Source organism: Oceanitalea stevensii (assembly GCF_014837105.1).
Taxonomy (GTDB): Bacteria; Actinomycetota; Actinomycetes; order Actinomycetales; family Actinomycetaceae; genus Oceanitalea; species Oceanitalea stevensii.
Window position 1 is genome coordinate 1 of record NZ_JACSPO010000003.1, and the last position, 19,307, is coordinate 19,307.

Annotated in this window: 16 protein-coding genes; 11 read left to right on the plus strand and 5 right to left on the minus strand. The window is 72.7% G+C overall.

All coding sequences use genetic code 11. From position 1 onward, the window contains the following. Positions 1-142: 142 nt before the first annotated feature. Together H9624_RS07585 and H9624_RS07590 are read right to left on the minus strand one after the other, a co-directional pair. Positions 143-925 carry an alpha/beta hydrolase gene (locus H9624_RS07585; protein WP_251839294.1) on the minus strand — a complete coding sequence of 261 codons (783 nt, stop codon included), beginning with the start codon at positions 923-925 and terminating at the stop codon, positions 143-145. Positions 926-1,357: 432 nt separating this feature from the next. Continuing rightward, positions 1,358-1,987: a phosphotransferase family protein gene (locus H9624_RS07590; protein ID WP_251839295.1), complete on the minus strand. Its 630-nt coding sequence runs from the start codon at positions 1,985-1,987 to the stop codon at positions 1,358-1,360. Between the two features lie 321 nt (positions 1,988-2,308). On the opposite strand from H9624_RS07590, the gene H9624_RS07595 reads away from it, so the two are divergent. Next, a complete protein-coding gene (locus tag H9624_RS07595; protein ID WP_251839296.1) occupies positions 2,309-2,806 on the plus strand; it encodes a pyridoxamine 5'-phosphate oxidase family protein in 498 nt (165 codons plus the stop codon). Positions 2,807-2,887: 81 nt separating this feature from the next. Then, positions 2,888-3,412, plus strand: a complete 525-nt coding sequence (locus H9624_RS07600) for a DUF3995 domain-containing protein (protein ID WP_251839297.1) — start codon at positions 2,888-2,890, stop codon at positions 3,410-3,412. Here H9624_RS07600 and H9624_RS07605 read toward each other — a convergent pair. Together H9624_RS07605 and H9624_RS07610 are read right to left on the minus strand one after the other, a co-directional pair. Continuing rightward, positions 3,370-4,731: a family 4 glycosyl hydrolase gene (locus H9624_RS07605; protein ID WP_251839298.1), complete on the minus strand. Its 1,362-nt coding sequence runs from the start codon at positions 4,729-4,731 to the stop codon at positions 3,370-3,372. The two genes, H9624_RS07600 and H9624_RS07605, sit on opposite strands and share 43 nt — an antisense overlap. After that, on the minus strand, positions 4,728-5,477 hold the full coding sequence (locus tag H9624_RS07610; protein ID WP_251839299.1) for a DeoR/GlpR family DNA-binding transcription regulator: 750 nt from the start codon (positions 5,475-5,477) through the stop codon (positions 4,728-4,730). The genes H9624_RS07605 and H9624_RS07610 overlap by 4 nt, the downstream gene beginning before the upstream one ends. Before the next feature lie 116 nt (positions 5,478-5,593). Here H9624_RS07610 and H9624_RS07615 point away from each other — a divergent pair, with 116 nt between their 5' ends. The 5 genes from H9624_RS07615 to H9624_RS16490 all read left to right on the plus strand — a co-directional run bounded on the left by H9624_RS07615 (position 5,594) and on the right by H9624_RS16490 (position 13,227). Further along, positions 5,594-6,670: a PfkB family carbohydrate kinase gene (locus H9624_RS07615; RefSeq protein WP_251839300.1), complete on the plus strand. Its 1,077-nt coding sequence runs from the start codon at positions 5,594-5,596 to the stop codon at positions 6,668-6,670. A 65-nt stretch (positions 6,671-6,735) separates the two neighbouring features. Beyond that, positions 6,736-8,127 (plus strand): extracellular solute-binding protein, encoded by a 1,392-nt coding sequence (locus H9624_RS07620; protein ID WP_251839301.1) that lies wholly within the window; start codon positions 6,736-6,738, stop codon positions 8,125-8,127. Position 8,128: 1 nt separating this feature from the next. Then, a complete protein-coding gene (locus H9624_RS07625; protein WP_251839302.1) occupies positions 8,129-9,061 on the plus strand; it encodes a carbohydrate ABC transporter permease in 933 nt (310 codons plus the stop codon). Next, on the plus strand, positions 9,058-9,876 hold the full coding sequence (locus H9624_RS07630) for a carbohydrate ABC transporter permease (protein WP_251839303.1): 819 nt from the start codon (positions 9,058-9,060) through the stop codon (positions 9,874-9,876). The genes H9624_RS07625 and H9624_RS07630 overlap by 4 nt, the downstream gene beginning before the upstream one ends. Positions 9,877-9,981: 105 nt before the next feature. Continuing rightward, a complete protein-coding gene (locus H9624_RS16490) occupies positions 9,982-13,227 on the plus strand; it encodes a sugar-binding protein (RefSeq protein ID WP_307784943.1) in 3,246 nt (1,081 codons plus the stop codon). 444 nt (positions 13,228-13,671) lie between these two features. Here the strand turns inward: H9624_RS16490 and H9624_RS07645 are convergent, their stop codons facing one another. Next, complete coding sequence (locus H9624_RS07645; RefSeq protein WP_251839304.1) at positions 13,672-14,421, minus strand: GntR family transcriptional regulator; 750 nt, start codon at positions 14,419-14,421, stop codon at positions 13,672-13,674. A gap of 238 nt (positions 14,422-14,659) precedes the next feature. Between H9624_RS07645 and iolC the strand changes: the two genes are divergently transcribed. The 4 genes from iolC to iolD are packed head-to-tail and all read left to right on the plus strand — an operon-like array spanning position 14,660 to position 19,287. Further along, on the plus strand, positions 14,660-15,652 hold the full coding sequence (gene iolC, locus H9624_RS07650; protein WP_251839305.1) for a 5-dehydro-2-deoxygluconokinase: 993 nt from the start codon (positions 14,660-14,662) through the stop codon (positions 15,650-15,652). Continuing rightward, positions 15,639-16,505: a Cgl0159 family (beta/alpha)8-fold protein gene (locus H9624_RS07655; RefSeq protein ID WP_251839306.1), complete on the plus strand. Its 867-nt coding sequence runs from the start codon at positions 15,639-15,641 to the stop codon at positions 16,503-16,505. The genes iolC and H9624_RS07655 overlap by 14 nt, the downstream gene beginning before the upstream one ends. Beyond that, positions 16,502-17,386: a 5-deoxy-glucuronate isomerase gene (iolB, locus tag H9624_RS07660; protein ID WP_251839307.1), complete on the plus strand. Its 885-nt coding sequence runs from the start codon at positions 16,502-16,504 to the stop codon at positions 17,384-17,386. The genes H9624_RS07655 and iolB overlap by 4 nt, the downstream gene beginning before the upstream one ends. Further along, a complete protein-coding gene (gene iolD / locus H9624_RS07665; RefSeq protein ID WP_251839308.1) occupies positions 17,383-19,287 on the plus strand; it encodes a 3D-(3,5/4)-trihydroxycyclohexane-1,2-dione acylhydrolase (decyclizing) in 1,905 nt (634 codons plus the stop codon). Before iolB ends, iolD begins: the two co-directional genes overlap by 4 nt. The last annotated feature ends 20 nt before the right edge of the window (positions 19,288-19,307 follow it).

Below are 19,307 nucleotides of genomic sequence, written 5' to 3' on the forward strand. Positions count from 1 at the left end.
TCGGGGTACTTCCTCGGTGCTGCCATGACTCTCATCCTCCATGGATTGAGAGCCTCCACCAGACCCGGGGCGATTCATGCGCACCGCGGCTTGTGCGGATGGCTGACATGCACCGTGTCCGGCGGCGGCTGGGGCCGATCGGTCAGGCGCCCAGGTGCTCGACGAGGAATGCGACGGCGGACTGGAGGGCAGGCGATGGGTCTACGCCTGCGAAGCAGTGCTCGCCGCCCGATACGAGTTCGAGGCGCACCGGTGCGCCAACGCGCGCCAGTGCGGCAGCAAGACGTTCACTGTGCCCACGGGGAACGAGGGTGTCCTCCATGCCGTGCAGGAGGAGCATCGGCGGTGCGGCGCGGTGCACGTGACTGACCGGTGACGCGGCCCGGGCGACATCGACCACGTCAGCAGCACGCAGTCCCAGGAGGAGATCCTCCGGGTACGGGCCCGCCCAAGGCTCCTCCCCGGTTCCGTCCGGGCCATCAGGACCAAAGGCGAGGAGATCCGTCACGGGATACATCGGCGCCGCGGCCGCGACCTCGCTGCTCGGGCCCACCACGCTGCGGTCGGTCGGAGCGACCGGGCTGCCGCCGGTGAGTGCGACGAGAGCCGCGAGGTGGCCTCCGGCGGACTCCCCAGAGACACCGATGCGGTCCGGGTCGATACCAAGCGGACCGGCATGGTGACGAAGGAAACGGATCGCGGCCTGGGCGTCTGCGAGCTGCGCGGGATAGCGCGACTCACCCGAGAGCCGATAGTCGATCGTCGCCACCGCCATACCCGACGCGACCAGCAGCCGGAACCAGTGGTCGTCCTGCCCCCAGTTCCCCGGCGGGAACCGTCGGTCACCCTCCCGCCACGCGCCGCCGTGGATCCAGACCACGCACGGCACAGGACCGCCACGTTCGCTCGGCAGATGCACGTCCATGAGGAGCGGGCGAAAGCCGAGCGGACACGCGTACGTGACCGAGTCGAGGACCAGGCGGTCGTCCGTCGCGCGCGGAGACGGTAGGGGCGGGAGCTCAGGAACGATCGTCGAAACAGGAACCACAGGCGGCGTAGATGCTCCCGAGGGCATTCGCGTCATCTCCTGCATCTTCCGCAGTCTCCCTTTTCGACCGACTCTTCGGCGCCCTGCTCCCTCGCTCGCCTCGGCATCAACCGTAAACCTCCGACGCCACCCGAGGGGAACCCGTCGACCGCTGTCCGCGAGTATGACCACGCGGACGGAGACGAACACCAACACACCGCTCATCGGCATGAGCGAGTGCTAGACGCCGAAGGGCGTCACCACAAGCCGGGCTGCTTGCGCTACACGTCGCAGTTGTCGCCCGGCGCGTAGGGATGGACGTCGTTGCCCCTACGCCGGCCAGTTCGTCAGCCGTTGGGTGAGGCTGGCGAGGTACTCGGGCGGCCCGGCCTCGACGAACCACAGCCAGAGTTCGGCGGCATGGACCGGCGTCCACGCCATGACGTCAGCGCGGTCCGCGCCGTATCCGTCGACGAGTGCATCGAAGGAGCGCGGGTCGTTGAGCGATGCTCCCCAAGCTGCGCGAGACAGCTCTCTCAGCGGATCTCCGATGTGCGCGGCCTCCCAGTCGACGACCCCAGTGATCTCCGTGTCGGTGACCAGAAGGTTGCCATTCGTCCAGTCCCCGTGGCAGAACACCGGGCGGTGGGCGGGAGGGATCCGGAGCGGGAGCGGTGGGCCGCCGGCATCGCGGTAGCGGCGAATGATCAACTCGTCGTCAGGGGCCTTCGGCAACCCCGCAGGTAGCGGCATCTGGTGAAGCTGCCGGAGCAGGCCTGAGGATGCAGTGAGCCCGTCCAGCTGTCGCTGGGCATCGAGGCGGTCGAGTCGCTCACCTGGCAGGTATGTCATCAGGATCGACCCGGGTGCGACCTCGACCAGCGCCGGGACCGGTAGACCGCTCCCGGCGAGCGCGCGCAACGCACCCACCTCTGTGTCGTGGCGGAGCGGATCAGCCATACGCTTCTCCACCAGCTGCCGGCGGCTCCTGTTCACCAAACGAACGTGACCGACCGCACCCTGCAGCATGCTCCCATCCTGCCCGACAGCACCCACCCTCACCTCGACGGGGTCGGTGTCCCCCGTGCTGTGTGTGCTGCTCCCAGTGGATGCCCGAGAGGTGGTGCCGATCGTCTCGGTCGTGGTGGTGGGCCGGCGTGCGCGCGCAGTGCGCTTCCTCCCAGTGCTGGCTTGCCGCCTCCAGAGCCCTTGACGTGGCGGCGATGACTCCCCGGTCCCGGCACGGTCGGTAGTTCCACATCCACCGCCCGAGGAGGACCCATGCCGACGACGACCTTCGACGCCCGCTTCAGCGACCCCGACGCCGGGCCGCTGCCCTGGGAGCGCACGCTCGCGCTGCTGCGCGACGCGGAGCTCTACTGGTTCACCACCGTGCGCCGTGACGGCCGCCCGCACGTCACCCCCGTGGTCGGCGTGTGGCACGGCGAGGGCCTGTGCGTCGTCACCGGCACGGGCGAGCAGAAGGCGCGCAACCTCGAGTACGCCGACGCGGTCACGGTGACGACGGGTCGCAACACGTGGGCGAGCGGCACCGACGTCGTCGTCGAGGGGCACGCGGCCCGCGTCCGCACGGGCCTCGGTGACGTGGCCGCGGCCTTCCTCGCCAAGTACGGGGAGGCGTGGCGCTTCGAGGTCGAGGGCGAGGGTTTCGCCGCGCCGGGCGGCACCGCGTGGGTGGTGCGCGTGCGCCCGGAGCGGGTGATCGCCTTCGCCAAGGACCCGCACGGGCAGACGACGTACCGGTTCGCGCCCGCGTGAGCGGTGCCGGTGGGCCGGGGCTCGCAGCACCCGCGTCCGGAGGCCGTTGCCACCGGGCGCCGGGGACGGCACGCTCGACGAGTGACCGTCCCGCCAGCCTCCGGCCGAGCCGCGCGCTCGTGGCTCTGGGTCGCGTGCGCCGCCGGGCTGGTCCACGCGGGGTTCAGCGCCTCATGGGCGCTCGGCGGGGAGTGGCTGCTCGGGACCGTCGGGCAGTGGGCGGTGGACCTCCGCCGGTCGTCACCCGTCACCGCCGCCTGGGGGCTGGCGGGCATCGCACTGGTCAAGGGCCTCGCAGCGCTCGTGCCCGTCGCCGTGGACACGGGCCGGCTCCCCGGCCGGCGGCTGTGGCGCGGGCTGAGCTGGGCCGGAGGTGCCGGGCTCCTCGTCTACGGAGGGGTCAACCTCGTCGTGAGCAACGCCGTCCTCGCCACCCGCGACCCCGCCGAGTACGACCGCGCGGCGATGGTCGGCCACGCCTGGCTGTGGGACCCGCTGTTCGCCCTGTGGGGCGGCGCGCTGCTCACGCACCTGTGGCTCTCCCGGCCGGGCCGGGCGGAGGCTCAGCGCAGGCGGGCGGCGACGTCGGGCATGGCGGCGCAGTAGTCCTCGACCAGCTGGCGGGCCACCTCGGTGGAGTCGACGAGCGGGTGGTTGGCGAAGGCGCGCCAGGCGAGCTCGCGCGAGCCCTCGTCCAGCGCCCGCAGGACGAGCTGCTCGCTCGCCTTGACGGTCGTGATGAGACCGGCCATCTCCCCGTCGAGCGGCGCGACGGCGTGGGGGCGGACGGCGCCGCGCTCCACCGTGCACGGCACCTCGAGGACCGCGGCGGCGTCGAGCTGGGGCACGAGGAGCCGGCCCTCGCCGAGGGAGTCGTTGCCGACCCCGAGGATCATCGTCGCGGCCTCACCGGTGGCCAGGCCGGTCATGAGGTCGAGTGCGACCTCTTGGTAGCCGCCGCCCTCGACGTCCTCGGCGCGACGGCCGTGACGCTCCTCCTCGGGGCGCGACTCGTTCATGTAGCTCGACTCGCGGTCGTGCCGGGTCGCGTCCCAGATCTCCAGGGCGCGGTCGGGCGCGGCGGCCGCCTCGCGGTAGAAGGCGCTCTGCTGGGCGTCGAGGTACTCCCCGCGGGTGGGCTCCCCGCCGGTGATCCGCTCCATCGCCTCGCGGTGGCGGTAGTAGTAGAAGAGGTACTCGTTGGGGATGGCGCCGATCGCGCGCACCCAGTCGAAGCCGAAGAGGCGTGCCTCCTCCATGTGGTCCAGCCGCTCGTCGGAGGCGAGCAGCTCGGGCAGGACGTCACGCCCGTCGACCATGAGGGTGCGCAGCCAGCCGAGGTGGTTGAGGCCCACGTAGTCGAAGTCCACGCGCCGCGGGTCCTGGCCGAACACGCGCGCGGCACGTCGCATGAGCCCGATCGGGGTGTCGCAGATGCTCACGACGCGGTCGCCCAGCACCCGGCGCATCGCCTCGGTGAGGATCCCGGCCGGGTTGGTGAAGTTGATCGTCCACGCGTCGGGGGCGTGGGTGGCGATCTCCTGGGCGAGACCCAGCGCGTGCGGCACGGTGCGCAGCGCGTAGGCGAGCCCACCCGGGCCCACGGTCTCCTGCCCGAGGACGCCGAGGCGCAGCGCGGTCCGCTCGTCGACGATCCGTCCCGCCGTCCCGCCGATGCGGATCGCGGAGAAGACGAAGTCGGCTCCGGTCAGGGCGTCGGCGAGCGTCGTCGTCGTGTGCACCCGCGGGGGCCGGGCGAGGGACGGGGCGAGCTGGGCGAGGACGCTGCCGACGACGTCGAGCCGCTCGGCGGAGACGTCGTAGAGCCACAGCTCGTCCACGCGCAGCCGCGCGTCCCCCGCCGAGAGGGCCTGGAAGATCTGGGGGACGCGGAAACCGCCGCCGCCGATGACCGTGAGCTTCACGCTGTGATGACCTCCGTGCCGCTGGAGCTGAGGGCGTCGAGCCCGGGTGAGCTCGACGTGGGACTGGTGACGAGGGTGGTGATGCGCTCGGGCCCGCAGACCGCGAGCACACCGGACCCCGGGAACTTGTCGTCGTCGGCGACGAGGACGCGCCGCTCGGACGCCGCGAGGATGGCACGTTTGACCGGCACCTCGATGCTCGTGGAGTCGAGCACGCTGCCGTCGTCGCGCACGCCGCTCGTGCCGAGGAAGCCGATGTCGGCGGTGATCTGGCCCAGCGCCTGCTCGGGGAGGGAGCCGACGAGGGAGTGGTACGAGCGGCGCAGCACCCCGCCGAGCACGACGAGCTCGACCACCGGGTCCTCCCGCAGCTCGTCGACGACGGCGAGGGAGGCGGTGACGACGGTGACGCGGCGCCCGCGCAGGTGCCGGGCGACCTGGGCGACCGTCGTGCCGATGTCGAGGACGACGATGTCGTCGTCCCGCACGAGCGCGGCGGCCCGCGCGCCGATGCGCTGCCGGCCGGCGGCACGGTCCCCGGCGACCGCCTCGAAGGGCCGCGCGTCGGGCTCGGCGGCGCCGCCACCGCGGACACGTTGGAGACGACCCTGCTTGCTCAGTAGGTTGAGGTCCCGGCGGATCGTCGACGTGCTCACCCCGAAGCGTGCGGCGAGGTGCCCGACGGCGACCTCACCGTGGTCGTGCAGCTCGGCCAGGATCGCGTCCCGGCGGGTCGTGGTGAGCACGCAGTTGACATTAGCAGGATCATGCAGAACCGGGCAGGAGTGTGCATAGAATGTCCGAACATGGAATCGGACGAGAGGCCGACGGACGAGGGGGTCCGAAGCCGGGAGGAGCAGGCGTGACCGACGAGACCGCGGAGGCGCCGGAAGGCAGCGTGCTGGACGTGTTCCTGTCCGGACCGCTCTTCCTCGACGTCGTCTTCTCCGGCCTGCCCACCCCGCCGCGGCCCGGCACCGAGGTGTGGGCCAGCGGCATGGGCTCCCTGCCCGGCGGCATCGCCAACCTCGCCGTCGCGACGAGCCGCCTGGGCCTGTCCACCGGCCTGGCCACGGGTTTCGGCGGCGACGTCTACGGGCGGTGGTGCTGGGACATCCTCTCCGACGAGGCCATCGACCTCTCCCGCTCCACCCGGATCGCCTCCCACCACACCTCGGTGACCGTGTCCCTCGCCTACGACGGCGACCGGTCGATGATCACCCACGGCCACGAGCTCCCGATGAGCTACGACGACCTCATCGGCGACCCGCCCCCGGTGCGCGCCGTCATCATCGACCTCGACGACGAGCGGGCCCAGGAGCGCTGGTGGCGCCGGGCCCGTGCCGCGGGGGCACGGGTCTTCGCGGACCTCGGCTGGGACCCCTCGGAGAAGTGGGACGCGAGCCGGCTGGCCGCCCTCGAGGACTGCTACGCCTTCCTCCCCAACGCCGCCGAGGCCATGGCCTACACCCGCACGGACGACCCCCGCGCGGCCGCACGCGCCCTGGCGGACCGCGTGCCGCTCGTCGTCGTGACGATGGGCGCGGACGGGGCCGTGGCCATCGACTCCGAGACGGGGGAGGAGACCCACGTCCCCGCGCTGGACGTCGCGGCCATCGACCCCACGGGCGCGGGTGACGTCTTCCTTGCCGCCTTCGCCCGCGGGTCCCTGGCGGAGTGGCCGCTGGAGCAGCGGCTGCGCTTCGCGGCCCTGTGCTCGGGGCTCGCCGTCCAGGAGTTCGGCGGGTCGCTCGCGGCCCCCGGCATCGGGGACCTCCACGACTGGTGGCAGCGCCTGGACGCCGCCCGCACCGCGGGCGAGCCGGACGCCACCGCCCTGCACGACCACTACCGTTTCCTCCCGGACGTGCTACCGGCCCGGCCCGGCCGCGTGACCCGCCGGGCGGAAGCGACCTTCGCGCTCGAGTCCGACCTCTGAGCGAGTATCAACGGGGATCACCGGGCGGTACCCACCACCGCCCACGACGAAGGAGAATCAGCACCATGAGCCCACTACGAAACCGCCGCTCCACCGGCGTCGTCACAGCTGCCGTGGCGACTCTCGCGCTCGTCGCGGCGTGCACCCCCGGAAGCGGCGGCAACGACGACGAGACCGAGCCCGCCACCGACGGCGCCACGGCGAGCGAGGAGGTCGTCACCGACATCTCCGAACTCGGTGACGTCACGCTCGTCGTGTGGGACCAGGAGGTCCGCGGCGGCCAGAACGAGCAGATCGAGCAGCTCAACGCCGCCTTCATGGAGGAGTACCCGAACGTCACGATCGACCGGGTCACCCAGTCCAACGACGACCTCACCACCACCCTGCGGCTGGCGCTCACGGGCGAGGACGCCCCCGACGTCACCCAGGTGAACAACTCGCGCTCGCAGATGAGCCAGTACGTCGCCGCGGGCCAGCTGCTCAACCTCGACCCCTACGCCGAGGCCTACGGCTGGGAGGACCGCTTCCCGGACTCGGTGCTGCAGAACACCCGGTACTCCGAGGACGGCGTCACCTTCGGCGAAGGCTCCGTCTGGGGCCTGCCGCAGGTGGGCGAGGTCGTCGGCATCTACTACTCCAAGTCCAAGCTCGAGGAGCTCGGGCTGGAGCTGCCCGAGACGTGGGCCGACTTCGGCGAGCAGCTCGGCACCATCGCCGAGGCCGGCGAGACGCCCATGCTGCTCGGCAACCTCGACCAGTGGCCCGCCGCCCACGTCTTCGGCCCCATCCAGGGCGCGCACGTGGACCCCGAGGAGATCCGGGCGCTCGGCTTCGGCAACGAGGGCGCGAGCTGGGAGACCGAGGAGAACCGCGCCGCCGCCGAGGAGCTGCAGTCGTGGATCGAGGCCGGCTACTTCAACGAGGGCTTCAACGGCGCCGACTACGACGCCGTGTGGCAGTCCTTCACCGAGGGCGCCGGGGTCTACCTCATGGCCGGCTCGTGGATCGGCCCGGACGTCGAGGCCGCCATGGGTGAGGACGCCGGCTTCATCGCCCCGCCGCCCGCCGAGGCAGGCGCCGGCAAGGTGACGACCGGAGGCACCGGCATCCCCTTCGCGGTGACCGCGAACTCCGAGAACCCCGACGTCGGTGCCGCGTACATCGACTTCATCACGAGCGAGGACGCCATGGCCGTGCTCGCCGAGACCGGCAACATGCCCGTCGTCGAGACCGCCGAGCACATGCCCGAGGCCGGCCTGCAGGCCGACATCTACGCCGCCTACGGCGAGGTCACCGAGGACGGGGCGCTCGTGCCCTACCTCGACTGGGGCACGCCGACGATGAGCGACACCCTGGGCCAGTCCCTCCAGTCGTTCATGGGCGGCCAGCTCGACGTCGACGGACTGCTCGCCGCGCTCGAGGCCGACTACAGCGAGTTCGTCGCCTCGGCGGAGTGACATGACGGCCCAGCCCAGGGGCATCGTCGCGCCCGTCCCGCGGGCGGCCCGCAAGGGTCGCCCGCGGGGGCTGGGCCGTTTCGGTCTCACCCCCTACCTCTTCCTCGCCCCGGCCTTTGTCGTCTACGCGGCCTTCCTCCTCTACCCGCTCGGCCGGGCCGTGCAGATCTCCCTCTACGACTGGGACGGGCTGAGCCTGGCCACCTTCGTGGGCCTGGACAACTACGTCGACGTCCTCACCGACGAGCGGCTGCGCGAGTCCTTCTGGCACGCCCTCGTCCTCATCTTCTTCTTCTCGGTCCTGCCGCTGTGCATCGGCCTCGTCCTCGCGGCGCTCCTCGTGCGCGCCCAGGTGCGCGGCCTGCCGTTCTTCCGCACCGTCGTCTTCCTCCCGCAGGTCATCGCCATGGTCGTCGTCGCCGTCGCGTGGCGGCAGATCTACGCACCGGACGGCCCGCTCAACGGCGTGCTCGACGCCGTCGGGCTCGGCTCCCTCACCCGGGCCTGGCTCGGGGACTTCACGTGGACGCTGCCCGCCGTCGGCTTCGTCGGCACCTGGGTCTCCACCGGCCTGGTCACCGTGCTCCTCATGGCCGGCATGGCCCGCGTCCCCCAGGACCTCTACGAGGCCGCGACCCTCGACGGCGCGGGCGCGGTCCGCACGTTCTTCGCCATCTCCGTGCCGTCGGTGCGGGCGGAGATCGTCGTCGCGCTCACCCTGACGATCATCGCGGCGCTCAAGACCTTCGACCTCGTCTACGTCACCACCCGCGGCGGGCCCGGCACGTCGACGACGGTGCCGAGCTACGAGGTCTACCGGCGTGCCTTCATGGAGGGGCGGGTGGGCTCGGCGGCCGCCGTCGCCGTCGTCCTCACCATCCTCATCTTCGGCATCAACCTGCTCGTCAACCGCATCGGGGAGCGGGAGCGATGAGGGTCTCCACCGGGGAGCGCCTCGGCAACTACGTCATCCTCATCGGCTTCGCGCTCTTCGCGCTGGCGCCGATCGCCACCATCCTCACCACCGCGCTCGGCCCGGAGACGCCGCAGGACGCCGAGACCGGCGGCCCGGTCCACTGGGAGAACTTCGCCAGGGCGTGGGAGCAGGGCAAGTTCGGCGAGTACATGACGAACTCGGTCCTCGTCGCCGCCATCGTCGTCACGAGCGCGGCGCTGCTGTCGATCATGGCCGGCTACGCGCTGGGCGCCTTCGTCTTCCCCGGCTCCCAGGTGCTCTTCTACGTCTTCCTCCTCGGCATCATGGTCCCGGCCGAGGCGATCATCGTCCCGCTCTTCTTCGACTTCCAGGCCCTGGGGCTGACCAACACGCTCTGGGGCATCGCGCTGCCGCAGATCGCCCAGTCCGTCGCCTTCGGCACCTTCTGGATGCGGGCCTACTTCCGCGGGGCCAACCGCTCGATCATCGAGGCGGCCCGGCTCGACGGCGCGGGGCACCACCGCGTCCTGTGGCAGGTCCTGCTGCCGGTGGCGCGGCCCGCCGTCGTCACCCTCGTCCTGCTCACCTTCATGTGGACGTGGAACGAGTTCCTCATCCCGCTCGTCATGTCGCCCAACGCCCAGCTGCGCACCGCGCCCCTCGGCCTGGCGCTCTTCCAGGGCCAGTACACGCAGGGCACCGTGCTCCTCGCGGCCGGTGCCGTCCTCGTGGCGCTGCCGATGGTGATCCTCTATCTCTTCCTCCAGCGCCACTTCATCCGCGGCATGCTCGAGGGAGCGGTCAAGGACTGAGCAGGTGCTTGCACAAGTGAGCACCACGTCGTTAGGTTGTCCGCACAAAGTCCAGTGATGGGCGTCACGCGCAGACGACGTCGTCTGCTCGACGAGGAGGTAGTCGTGAAGAGAGGCATAGCCGCCGCAGCGCTCGCGGCGCTGGCACTGGGGGCGTTCGTCCCGACGGCGTCGGGTGACGAGACGCCACCGCTCACGGTGGACGAGCCCTCGATCTCCACCGAGGTCTCACCGAACAAGATCGACGTCATGGGCATCTGGGCCCACCCCGACGACGACGCCGGCTTCACCACGCCCTGCGGCGTCTGGAACGACAAGTACGACGTCCAGTGCGGGATCATCATGCTCACCCGCGGCGAGGGCGGGTCGAACTCGGTCGGCGACGAGGCCGGCCCCGCGCTCGGCCTGCGGCGCGAGAACGAGGACCGCGCCTCCCACTACCGCTCCGGCACCGTCGACATCTACAACATCGACGCCGTCGACTTCTTCTACAACACCAGCGCCGCCCTCACCGAGGAGGTGTGGGGCTCCGAGCGCATCCAGCGCCAGGTCGTCCACGTCATCCGCCAGACGCAGCCCGAGATCCTCACCGGCTTCTCGCCCTCCCTCGCGGTCGGGCACGGCAACCACCAGTACGCCGGCCGGGTGGTCTGGGAGGCCGCGCAGATGGCCGCCGACCCCACCGCCTTCCCCGAGCAGCTCACCGGACCGGACGCCGTCGACGTCTGGCAGGTCAAGATGATCACCTCCGGCGCCGGCACCCAGGGCGAGGGCGGCACGAACGGGCCGAGCTGCAACGCCGGCTTCGTGCCCGCGCCGACCAACCCCTTCACCGTCGTCGGGACGTGGAGCGGCTACCTCTCCCCGTACACCTGGCTGCCCGGCAACGTCCAGGGCCAGGAGCCGGGGACCGCGCAGACGTGGGCGCAGGTGGGCCGTGAGGGCAACCGCGCGCACCCCACCCAGGCGCGCGTCAAGCACACCGGGATCTGGGACCCGCAGTGCCTGCGCTACGGCATCGCCGAGTCCCAGGTGCCCTTCCAGCCGAACGGCTCGCCCGAGAACGCCCGCGACGACGCGATCCTCTTCGGCTCCGTCATCGCCGACCCGGGCGGCATGCCCCTCGGCTCGACCTTCTCCTTCGACATCGCCGACAACTTCCAGGCACCGGGCGTCCCCTTCGACGTCACGGTCGAGAGCCAGGCCGGGGCCGGCACCGTCGCCGCCGGCGACGTCACCCTCGACGTCCCCTCCGGCTGGGACGTCAGCGAGCCGCAGCGGCTCGGACCGATCAGCAGCGAGGCCGAGTCCAGCGTGACCTTCGAGGTGACGCCGTCCGAGGACGCCGCCACCGGGCGCTACCGCCTCGCCGCACGCTTCGCGAACGGCAGCGTCACCGCCTACAACGACACCCGCGTCGACATCGTCCCGGGCGTCGAGGGCCGCTTCGAGCGCTGGGGCAACTTCGCCGAGTACGAGGACTGGGCCGAGAGCTTCACCCACGTCGCGGGCCGGTCCTCCGCGGTGAGCCGCATCGGCGCCGGGGAGTCGGTGACCGTGCCCGTCGTCGTCACCAACCGCACGACCACCGCGCAGGACGGTGAGGTGACGCTCGCGGCGCCCGCGCCGTTCGACGTCGAGCCCGCCTCGGTGGCCTACACCGACCTCGCCCCGGGGGAGCAGACGACCGTCGAGCTCACCGTCACCCACACCGACCCGGCGGCTGCCGGGGGAGTGACGGCCGACCTCACCATCTCGACGACGGCCGACCCGGCCGGCTCGACGAGCAGCGAGACGCTCCAGATGTACGTCGTGCCGACCACCGTCATCCCCGAGGCCGCTGACGCACCCGCCGTCGACGGCGAGGAGGACGCCGGCTACGGCGAGCCCATCGACATCGGCCGCCGCTGGGAGGGCGCGGCGTGCGAGCCCGACGGCACCGACTGCGGCGCCGGCAGCTACGCCCGGCTCGCGTGGTCCGGCGACGACCTCTACGTCCTCGCCCACGTCGTCGACGACGTCGCGAGCGCGGCGGCCACCCCCGAGCGCTGCTTCGGGCACTGGCTCGTCGACTCCGTCGAGGTGCTCCTCGACCCGCAGGCGACGTCGCGGGACACCTCGACGACCTTCAAGTCCGGGATCATGCCCTTCACCGACGACCCCTCGGGGGCGGCGGGCAACGGCCCCGACGGGCCGTGCTGGAGCCGTGACGCCGACGCCCACCAGGGCTTCTCCTCCGGTCCGCTCGCGGACACGGTCGAGGAGGCGCCGAACTCCCCGGGCCAGGAGGTCGCGGTGACCGTGACCCGCGGCGCGGACGGCAGCTACGAGGGCGGCTCCTACACCGTGGAGACGAAGATCCCGCTCGAGAACCTGCCCGCCGCCGTCGGCCCGACGAGCGCGGTGCCGACCGGTGACGCGGCGACGAACGACGTCGACCCGCAGTTCCTCGGTCTCAACGTCACGCCCTACGACTCGGACAACCAGGACTTCATCGGGGAGACGCGCACGGCGTGGTCGCCCTTCGGCAGCCAGCAGTCCGAGCCCTACCGGTGGGGCCACGCCTACCTCGACGGCTACGAGCCGCCGGCGGACCGGCCCACCGAGCCGTCCGACCCGATCATCCCCGACACCGCGCTCATGGGCGTGGAGTCACCGCAGACGATCTACCAGTCCGCGGTGCGCGGGGTGACGATCTCGGGCCTGCCCGCGAGCCACGGGCTCACGGTCTCCGACGTCGAGATCGGCAACCCGTCGGTCACGCTGTCGCTCGACGCGACCGAGGCCGGGACCGTCCGGGCCTTCGTGTGGCAGGGTGACCTCGGCATGGTGCCCGTCTGGGTGTCCAGCTGCGAGGGTGACGAGCTCGGCTTCTCCGCCTGCTCGGAGGAGGATGGTGCCGCGGCGCCGTGGGCGCCCGACATGGGCGGCCGTCTCCTCGGGGCCGGGGCCACGGACGTGGCGCCGGGGACCGACACGCTCACCGTGGAGATCGGCGACGACGCGCTCGACGCGCTGCGCGCCGACGGCTCGGTGCTCGTGTCCTTCCAGGCCGCCGACGGTGGGGTCAACGCGTGGTACTTCCCCGTGATCGAGGGGGAGATCCCCACCGAGGAGCCCACGGAGGAGCCCACCGAGGAGCCGACGACCGACGAGCCCACGCAGGAGCCGACGTCACCGGCCCCGACCGACGGGCCGACGACGCCGGGTGACCCGACGACGCCCCCGGCCGCCGGCGGTCCGCTGCCGTCGACCGGTGCGGACGTCGGGACGGTGGCCCTCGTCGCCGTCCTGCTGGCCCTCGCCGGCGGCGCCGTGGCCCTCGTGACCCGCCACCGCCGCACCCGCTGACCACCCCCTACCGCCGACAGCTGAGTTGTTCCTGGCTGTCGGCGGTAGGGAAGCGTCACCCGGCGACACCCCCACCTCCTTGTCGCCGACAGCTGAGTTGTTCCAGAGGATCGCGGCTCTCGGGGGCCGCGGCAGTAACAACTCAGCTGTCGGCGGTGGGGGGAGGGGCGAGGGGTGCCTCGCGGCGTCCCACCCCCACCTCCTTGTCGCCGACAGCTGAGTTGTTCCAGAGAATCGCGGCTCTCGGTGGGCCGCGGCAGTAACAAGTCAGCTGTCGGCGGAGGGGGGGGAGGGAGTGGGCGAGGGGTGCCTCGCGGCGTCCCACCCCCACCTCCTTGTCGCCGACAGCTGAGTTGTTCCTGACGGTCGCGGCTCCCGGCGGGCGGCGGCAGTAACAAGTCAGCTGTCGGCGGTGGGGGGGAGGGGGCGAGGAGGTGGGCGAGGCTACCGAGCGAGGAGGGTGGTCTGGAAGGTGTAGCGGGAGGCGCGGTAGATGTGACGCCCGAACTCGACGACCGTGTCGCTGTCCGCGATCGCCAGCCGCTCCATCGTGAGCACCGCAGCTCGGGCCGGCTCCATGAGGGTCCGTGCCTCCGCGGCCGTGGCCTGCCGGGCGCCGATCGTCTGGTGGGCCAGCCGCAGCCGCACCCCCCGCTCACGCAGGGCGGCGTACAGGCCGGCCCGCTCGAGGTCCGCGCGGGAGGGCGCGAGCTCGGCCCGCACGTAGTTCGTCATGAGGGCGAGCGGCTCGCCGTCGGCGTAGCGCAGGCGCCGGACGACGACGACGTCGGTCCCCACCTCGATCTGCAGCCGCCCGGCGATCTCGTCGTCGGCGGGACGCAGCTCGTGCTCGAGGACCTCGGTGCGCGGCTCACGGCCGGCCGCCGCGAGGTCGTCGTGGAGGCTGGTGAGCTCCACGGAGCGGCGGATGAGCTCGGGCGCCACCTCCGTGCCCACCCCGCGCTTGCGCACGAGCATCCCCTTGTCGACGAGCTCCTGCAGGGCCCGCCTCGCGGTGGGCCGCGAGACCTGGAGCCGGTCGGCCAGCGCGAGCTCGTTCTCGATCCGCGTGTGCGGCGGCAGCTCGCCCGAGACGATCGCCTCCTGCACCACCGAGGAGATCTGGTGGTAGAGCGGCACCGGGCTCGCGCGGTCCAGGTGCACCTGTGGGCGGTACATCTCCGGCGGCGTCATGTGTCCGTCCTTGGATCGGCGACGAGGTGGTCGTGGGGTGGGCTGTCCGCAACAGCTCCGCCGCCGGCGAGCAGGGGACGGGGGAGTTGTCGGGACAACACATCTTGCCACTCGGAAGGGCTCTGGGACGGGACATCAGTTTGTCACGACAAACGGTTGACCGGACGGGAGGGCTGGGGAAGAATCGAGGCGTCCACGGGCCGCGCACAGGAGCGCGGCGCGAGATGAGGAGAGTGCGATGACGAGCTCGGCGCCACCGGAGGTCCTCACCTTCGGACGCAGCGGTGTCGACATCTACCCCCTGACGACGGGGATGGGCCTCGAGGACGTCGCGACCTTCGGCAAGTTCCTCGGGGGCAGCCCCACCAACGTCGCCGTCGCGGCCGCCCGCCTCGGGCGCAGCGCCGCCACCGTCACGGGCGTGGGCGACGACCCCTTCGGGCGCTACGTGCGCCGCGAGATGGTCCGGCTCGGGGTGAGCGACGCGTTCGTCGTCACCGACCCGACCCTCCACACCCCGATCACGCTCTGCGAGATCTTCCCGCCGGACCACTTCCCGCTCTACTTCTACCGCGAGCCCAGCGCCCCGGACCTGCAGGTGCGCCCCGAGGACGTGCCCGTCGACGCCGTCCGTGGCGCCGGGGTCATGTGGTTCACCGTCACCGGCCTGTGCGAGGAGCCCTCCCGCGCCGCCCACCACACCGCCCTGGAGGCGCGCGCCCGCCGCCCGCTCACCGTCCTCGACCTGGACTACCGCCCGATGTTCTGGTCCTCCCGCGAGGAGACGACGACGGCGGTCCGCGAGTTCCTGCCGGGAGTCACCGTCGCCGTCGGGAACCGGGAGGAGTGCGAGGTGGCGGTCGGGGAGAGCGACCCGGACCGCGCCGCGGACGCGCTGCTCGAGGCGGGCGTCGAGCTCGCCGTCGTCAAGCAGGGGCCGCTCGGGACGCTGGCCAAGACCCGCGAGGAGCGCGTCGAGGTCCCGCCGACCCCCACGGAGGTGGTCAACGGCCTCGGCGCCGGGGACGCCTTCGGCGGCTCCCTGTGCCACGGCCTGCTCGCCGGCTGGTCCCTGGGCCGCACCATCGCGTCCGCGAGCGCCGCCGGGGCCATCGTCGCCGCGCGGCTCGAGTGCTCCACCGCGATGCCCACCGAGGAGGAGCTGCTCGAGGTCCTCGACCACGGCGCCCGCCCGCAGGACGTCGAGAGGCGGGCACGTGCTCAGCGTTGAGGAGATCCGGCACGTGCGCCTGCACGAGCCCGGGCGGATCGCCCGGGCGCTGGCGGACCGTCCCCGCGGCCGCCTGCCCGAGCCGGGCACCAAGCTCATGGTCATCGCCGCCGACCACCCCGCCCGCGGCTCCCTCGCCGCCGGCAGCTCCGCGATGGCGATGGGGGACCGGCGCGAGCTGCTCCGGCGCTGCGCCGCGGCCCTGGCCCGCCCGGGCGTCCACGGCTTCCTCGGCACCGCCGACGTCGTCGAGGACCTCACGCTCATGGGCGCCCTGGACGGCAAGCTCGTCTACGGCTCGATGAACCGCGGCGGCCTGCGCGGCTCGCGCTTCGAGATGGACGACCGCTTCACCGGGTACACCGCCCGCGCCGTCGCGGCGTCGGGCCTCGACGGCGGGAAGGTGCTCATGCGCGTGGACCTCGAGGACCCCGGCTCCCTGCGCACCGTGGAGAGCACCGCCCGCGCCGTCGACGAGCTCGCCGCCGCCGGCCTCACCGCGATCGTCGAGCCCTTCCTCTCCCGCCGCGAGGACGGCCGGGCGGTCAACGTCCTCACCACCGAGGCCGTCGTCACCTCGGTCGCGATCGCCGCGGGCCTCGGCGGGACCTCCGCGCGCACCTGGCTCAAGCTCCCGCTCGTGCCGGACATGGAGGCCGTCGCCGCCGCCTCGACCCTCCCGGCGCTCATCCTCGGTGGTGAGGTGAGCGAGGACGCCGAGGCCACCGCCGCCGGCTGGGCGCAGGCGCTGCGGCTGCCCGGCATCGAGGGGCTCGTCATCGGCCGCGCCCTCCTCTACCCCCACGACGACGACGTCGAGGGCGCCGTCGACCGGGCGGTGGCACTCCTGTGAGCGACCTCGTCCTGCGCGCCGGCGACACCGCCGGCGGCGCCTACGCCCTCGACGTCACCCCCGAGCGTGCCGGGTGGCGCTTCAGCGGCCTCAAGGTCCTCGAGCTCGCCCCGGGCGCCGGCGAGACGCTGGACACCGGGCCGGACGAGATGGTCGTCCTGCCGCTGTCCGGCTCCTGCGCCGTCGAGGTCGAGGGCGCCACCTTCCCGCTCGCCGGCCGCCCCGACGTCTTCACCGCCGTCACCGACTCCCTCTACGTGCCCGTCGGCACCACCGTCACCGTCACCTCCGTGGGCGGTGCGACCCTTGCGCTCCCGACGGCGCGCGCCACCCGCCGTCGGCCCGTCGCCTACCAGGGCGCCGACGGCGTGCGGACCGAGCTGCGCGGGGCCGGGCGGGCCTCCCGCCAGGTCAACGACTACGCGATGGCCGGCGGGCTCGGGACCGACCGGCTCCTCGTGTGCGAGGTCCTCACCCCGGGTGGGAACTGGTCCTCCTACCCGCCGCACAAGCACGACGAGCACAGCGAGGTCGAGCGGGAGCTCGAGGAGATCTACTACTTCGCGGTCCGCCCCGGGCCCTCCGGCCCCGGCGTCGCCTACCACCGCACCTACGGCACCACCGGCCGGCCCCTCGACCTCCTCGTCGAGGTGCGCTCCGGGGACGCCGTCCTCGTCCCGCACGGCTACCACGGCCCCTCGATGGCCGCGCCGGGCTACGACCTCTACTACCTCAACGTCATGGCCGGCCCCGCGGAGGACCGCACCTGGCTGATGACCGACGACCCGGCGCACACCTGGGTCCGCGGCACCTGGGAGGACCAGGACGTCGACCCGCGCCTGCCCATGACCCGTCCCGTCGAGCAGGGGGGCCCGACATGACCGAGACGACGACGCCGCGCACCGTGCGCCTCACCGTGGCCCAGGCGCTCGTGCGCTTCCTGTCCGTGCAGTACACCGAGCGCGACGGCGTGGAGCGGCGCCTGTTCGCCGGGGTGATGGGGATCTTCGGCCACGGCAACGTCGCCGGGGTGGGCCAGGCCCTCCTGGAGAACGAGCTCGACCCGGCGGCGGGCGAGGAGCACCTGCGCCTCTACCAGGCGCGTAACGAGCAGAACATGGTCCACACGGCGGTCGGCTACGCCCGCACGGCCAACCGGCTGCAGACCCTCGCCTGCGTCGCCTCGATCGGGCCCGGCTCGACGAACATGGTCACCGGCGCGGCGCTCGCGACGATCGACCGCATCCCCGTCCTCCTCCTCCCGTCCGACACCTTCGCCACCCGCAGCCCCGACCCCGTGCTCCAGCAGCTGGAGAACGAGCAGCACCTCGACGTCTCGGTCAACGACGCCTTCCGTCCGGTCTCCCGCTTCTTCGACCGCGTCCACCGCCCCGAGCAGCTGCCCGCCAGCCTGCTGGCCGCGATGCGGGTCCTCACCGACCCCGCCGAGACCGGCGCCGTCACCGTCTGCCTCCCGCAGGACGTCCAGGCCGAGGCCCACGACTGGCCCGCCGAGCTCTTCGCCCGCCGCGTGTGGCACGTGCCCCGCCCGGTCCCCGAGCAGGCGGCGCTCGAGCGCGCCGCCGCCGTGATCCGCGGCGCCAGGCGGCCGCTCCTCGTCGCCGGCGGCGGGGTCGTCTACTCCGAGGCGAGCGCGGCGCTCGCCGCGCTGGCCGACGCCACCGGGATCCCCGTCGTCGACACCCAGGCCGGCAAGGGCGCGCTCAGCTGGGAGCACCCCTGCGCGGCGGGCGGGGTGGGGTCCACCGGCAGCGCCGCCGCCAACGCGCTCGCCGCGGAGGCCGACGTCGTCATCGGCGTCGGCACCCGCTACACCGACTTCACGACGGCGTCGCGCACCGCCTTCCGCCACCCCGGCGTGCGCTTCGTCAACCTCAACGTCAAGGCCTTCGACGCCGCGAAGCACGGCGCCGAGATGGTCGTCACCGACGCGCGCGCCGGGCTGGACGCGCTGCGCGAGGCGCTCGCAGGACACCGCGTCGACGAGGCCTACTCCCGGGAGGTCACCGGGCTCGTCGCGGACTGGGCCCGCGTCACCGAGGAGTGCTACCACCGCGGCCACGGCCCGCTGCCCGCCCAGACCGAGGTCTTCGGCGCACTCAACGCGCTCATGGGGGACGAGGACGTCCTCGTCAACGCCGCCGGCTCCATGCCCGGTGACCTCCAGGCACTGTGGCGGGCCCGCACCCCCGTCCAGTACCACCTCGAGTACGGCTACTCCTGCATGGGCTACGAGATCCCCGCCGCCATGGGGGTCAAGCTGGCGCGGCCCGACAGCGAGGTCGTCGCCCTCGTCGGGGACGGCAGCTACCAGATGGCCCCGCAGGAGCTCGCGACCATCGTCGCCGAGGGGCTGAAGATCGTCGTCGTCGTCCTCGAGAACCACGGCTGGGCCTCGATCGGCGCGCTCTCCGAGTCCCACGGCTCCCAGCGCTTCGCCACCGCCTACCGCCGCCGCGACCCCGGCACCGGGATGCTCGACGGCGAGCCGCTCCCCGTCGACCTTGCGGCCAACCTCCGCAGCTACGGCATCGAGGTCCTCGAGCCGCGGTCGGTCGCCGAGTTCCGCGAGGCCTACGCCGTCGCCGCGGCGGCGCGGGAGACGACGGCGATCGTCATCGAGACCGATCTCCAGGGCCCCAACCCGCCGTCGTCGGCCTGGTGGGACGTGCCCGTGGCCGAGACCGCCCGCCTGGACAGCACCCGCCGCGCCCGCCTCGAGTACGAGCGTGCCCGGCGCGACCAGCGGCCCTACCTGTGACCGCCCGCCGGGAGGAGAGG

Bases quoted from the DNA above. Each gene is read 5' to 3' on its own strand.
- H9624_RS07585 (WP_251839294.1), bottom strand. From the start codon at position 925: ATGGACGTGCATCTGCCGAGCGAACGTGGCGGTCCTGTGCCGTGCGTG.
- H9624_RS07590 (WP_251839295.1), bottom strand. From the start codon at position 1,987: ATGGCTGATCCGCTCCGCCACGACACAGAGGTGGGTGCGTTGCGCGCG.
- H9624_RS07595 (WP_251839296.1), top strand. From the start codon at position 2,309: ATGCCGACGACGACCTTCGACGCCCGCTTCAGCGACCCCGACGCCGGG.
- H9624_RS07620 (WP_251839301.1), top strand. From the start codon at position 6,736: ATGAGCCCACTACGAAACCGCCGCTCCACCGGCGTCGTCACAGCTGCC.
- H9624_RS07625 (WP_251839302.1), top strand. From the start codon at position 8,129: ATGACGGCCCAGCCCAGGGGCATCGTCGCGCCCGTCCCGCGGGCGGCC.
- H9624_RS07630 (WP_251839303.1), top strand. From the start codon at position 9,058: ATGAGGGTCTCCACCGGGGAGCGCCTCGGCAACTACGTCATCCTCATC.
- H9624_RS07645 (WP_251839304.1), bottom strand. From the start codon at position 14,421: ATGACGCCGCCGGAGATGTACCGCCCACAGGTGCACCTGGACCGCGCG.
- iolC (WP_251839305.1), top strand. From the start codon at position 14,660: ATGACGAGCTCGGCGCCACCGGAGGTCCTCACCTTCGGACGCAGCGGT.
- iolD (WP_251839308.1), top strand. From the start codon at position 17,383: ATGACCGAGACGACGACGCCGCGCACCGTGCGCCTCACCGTGGCCCAG.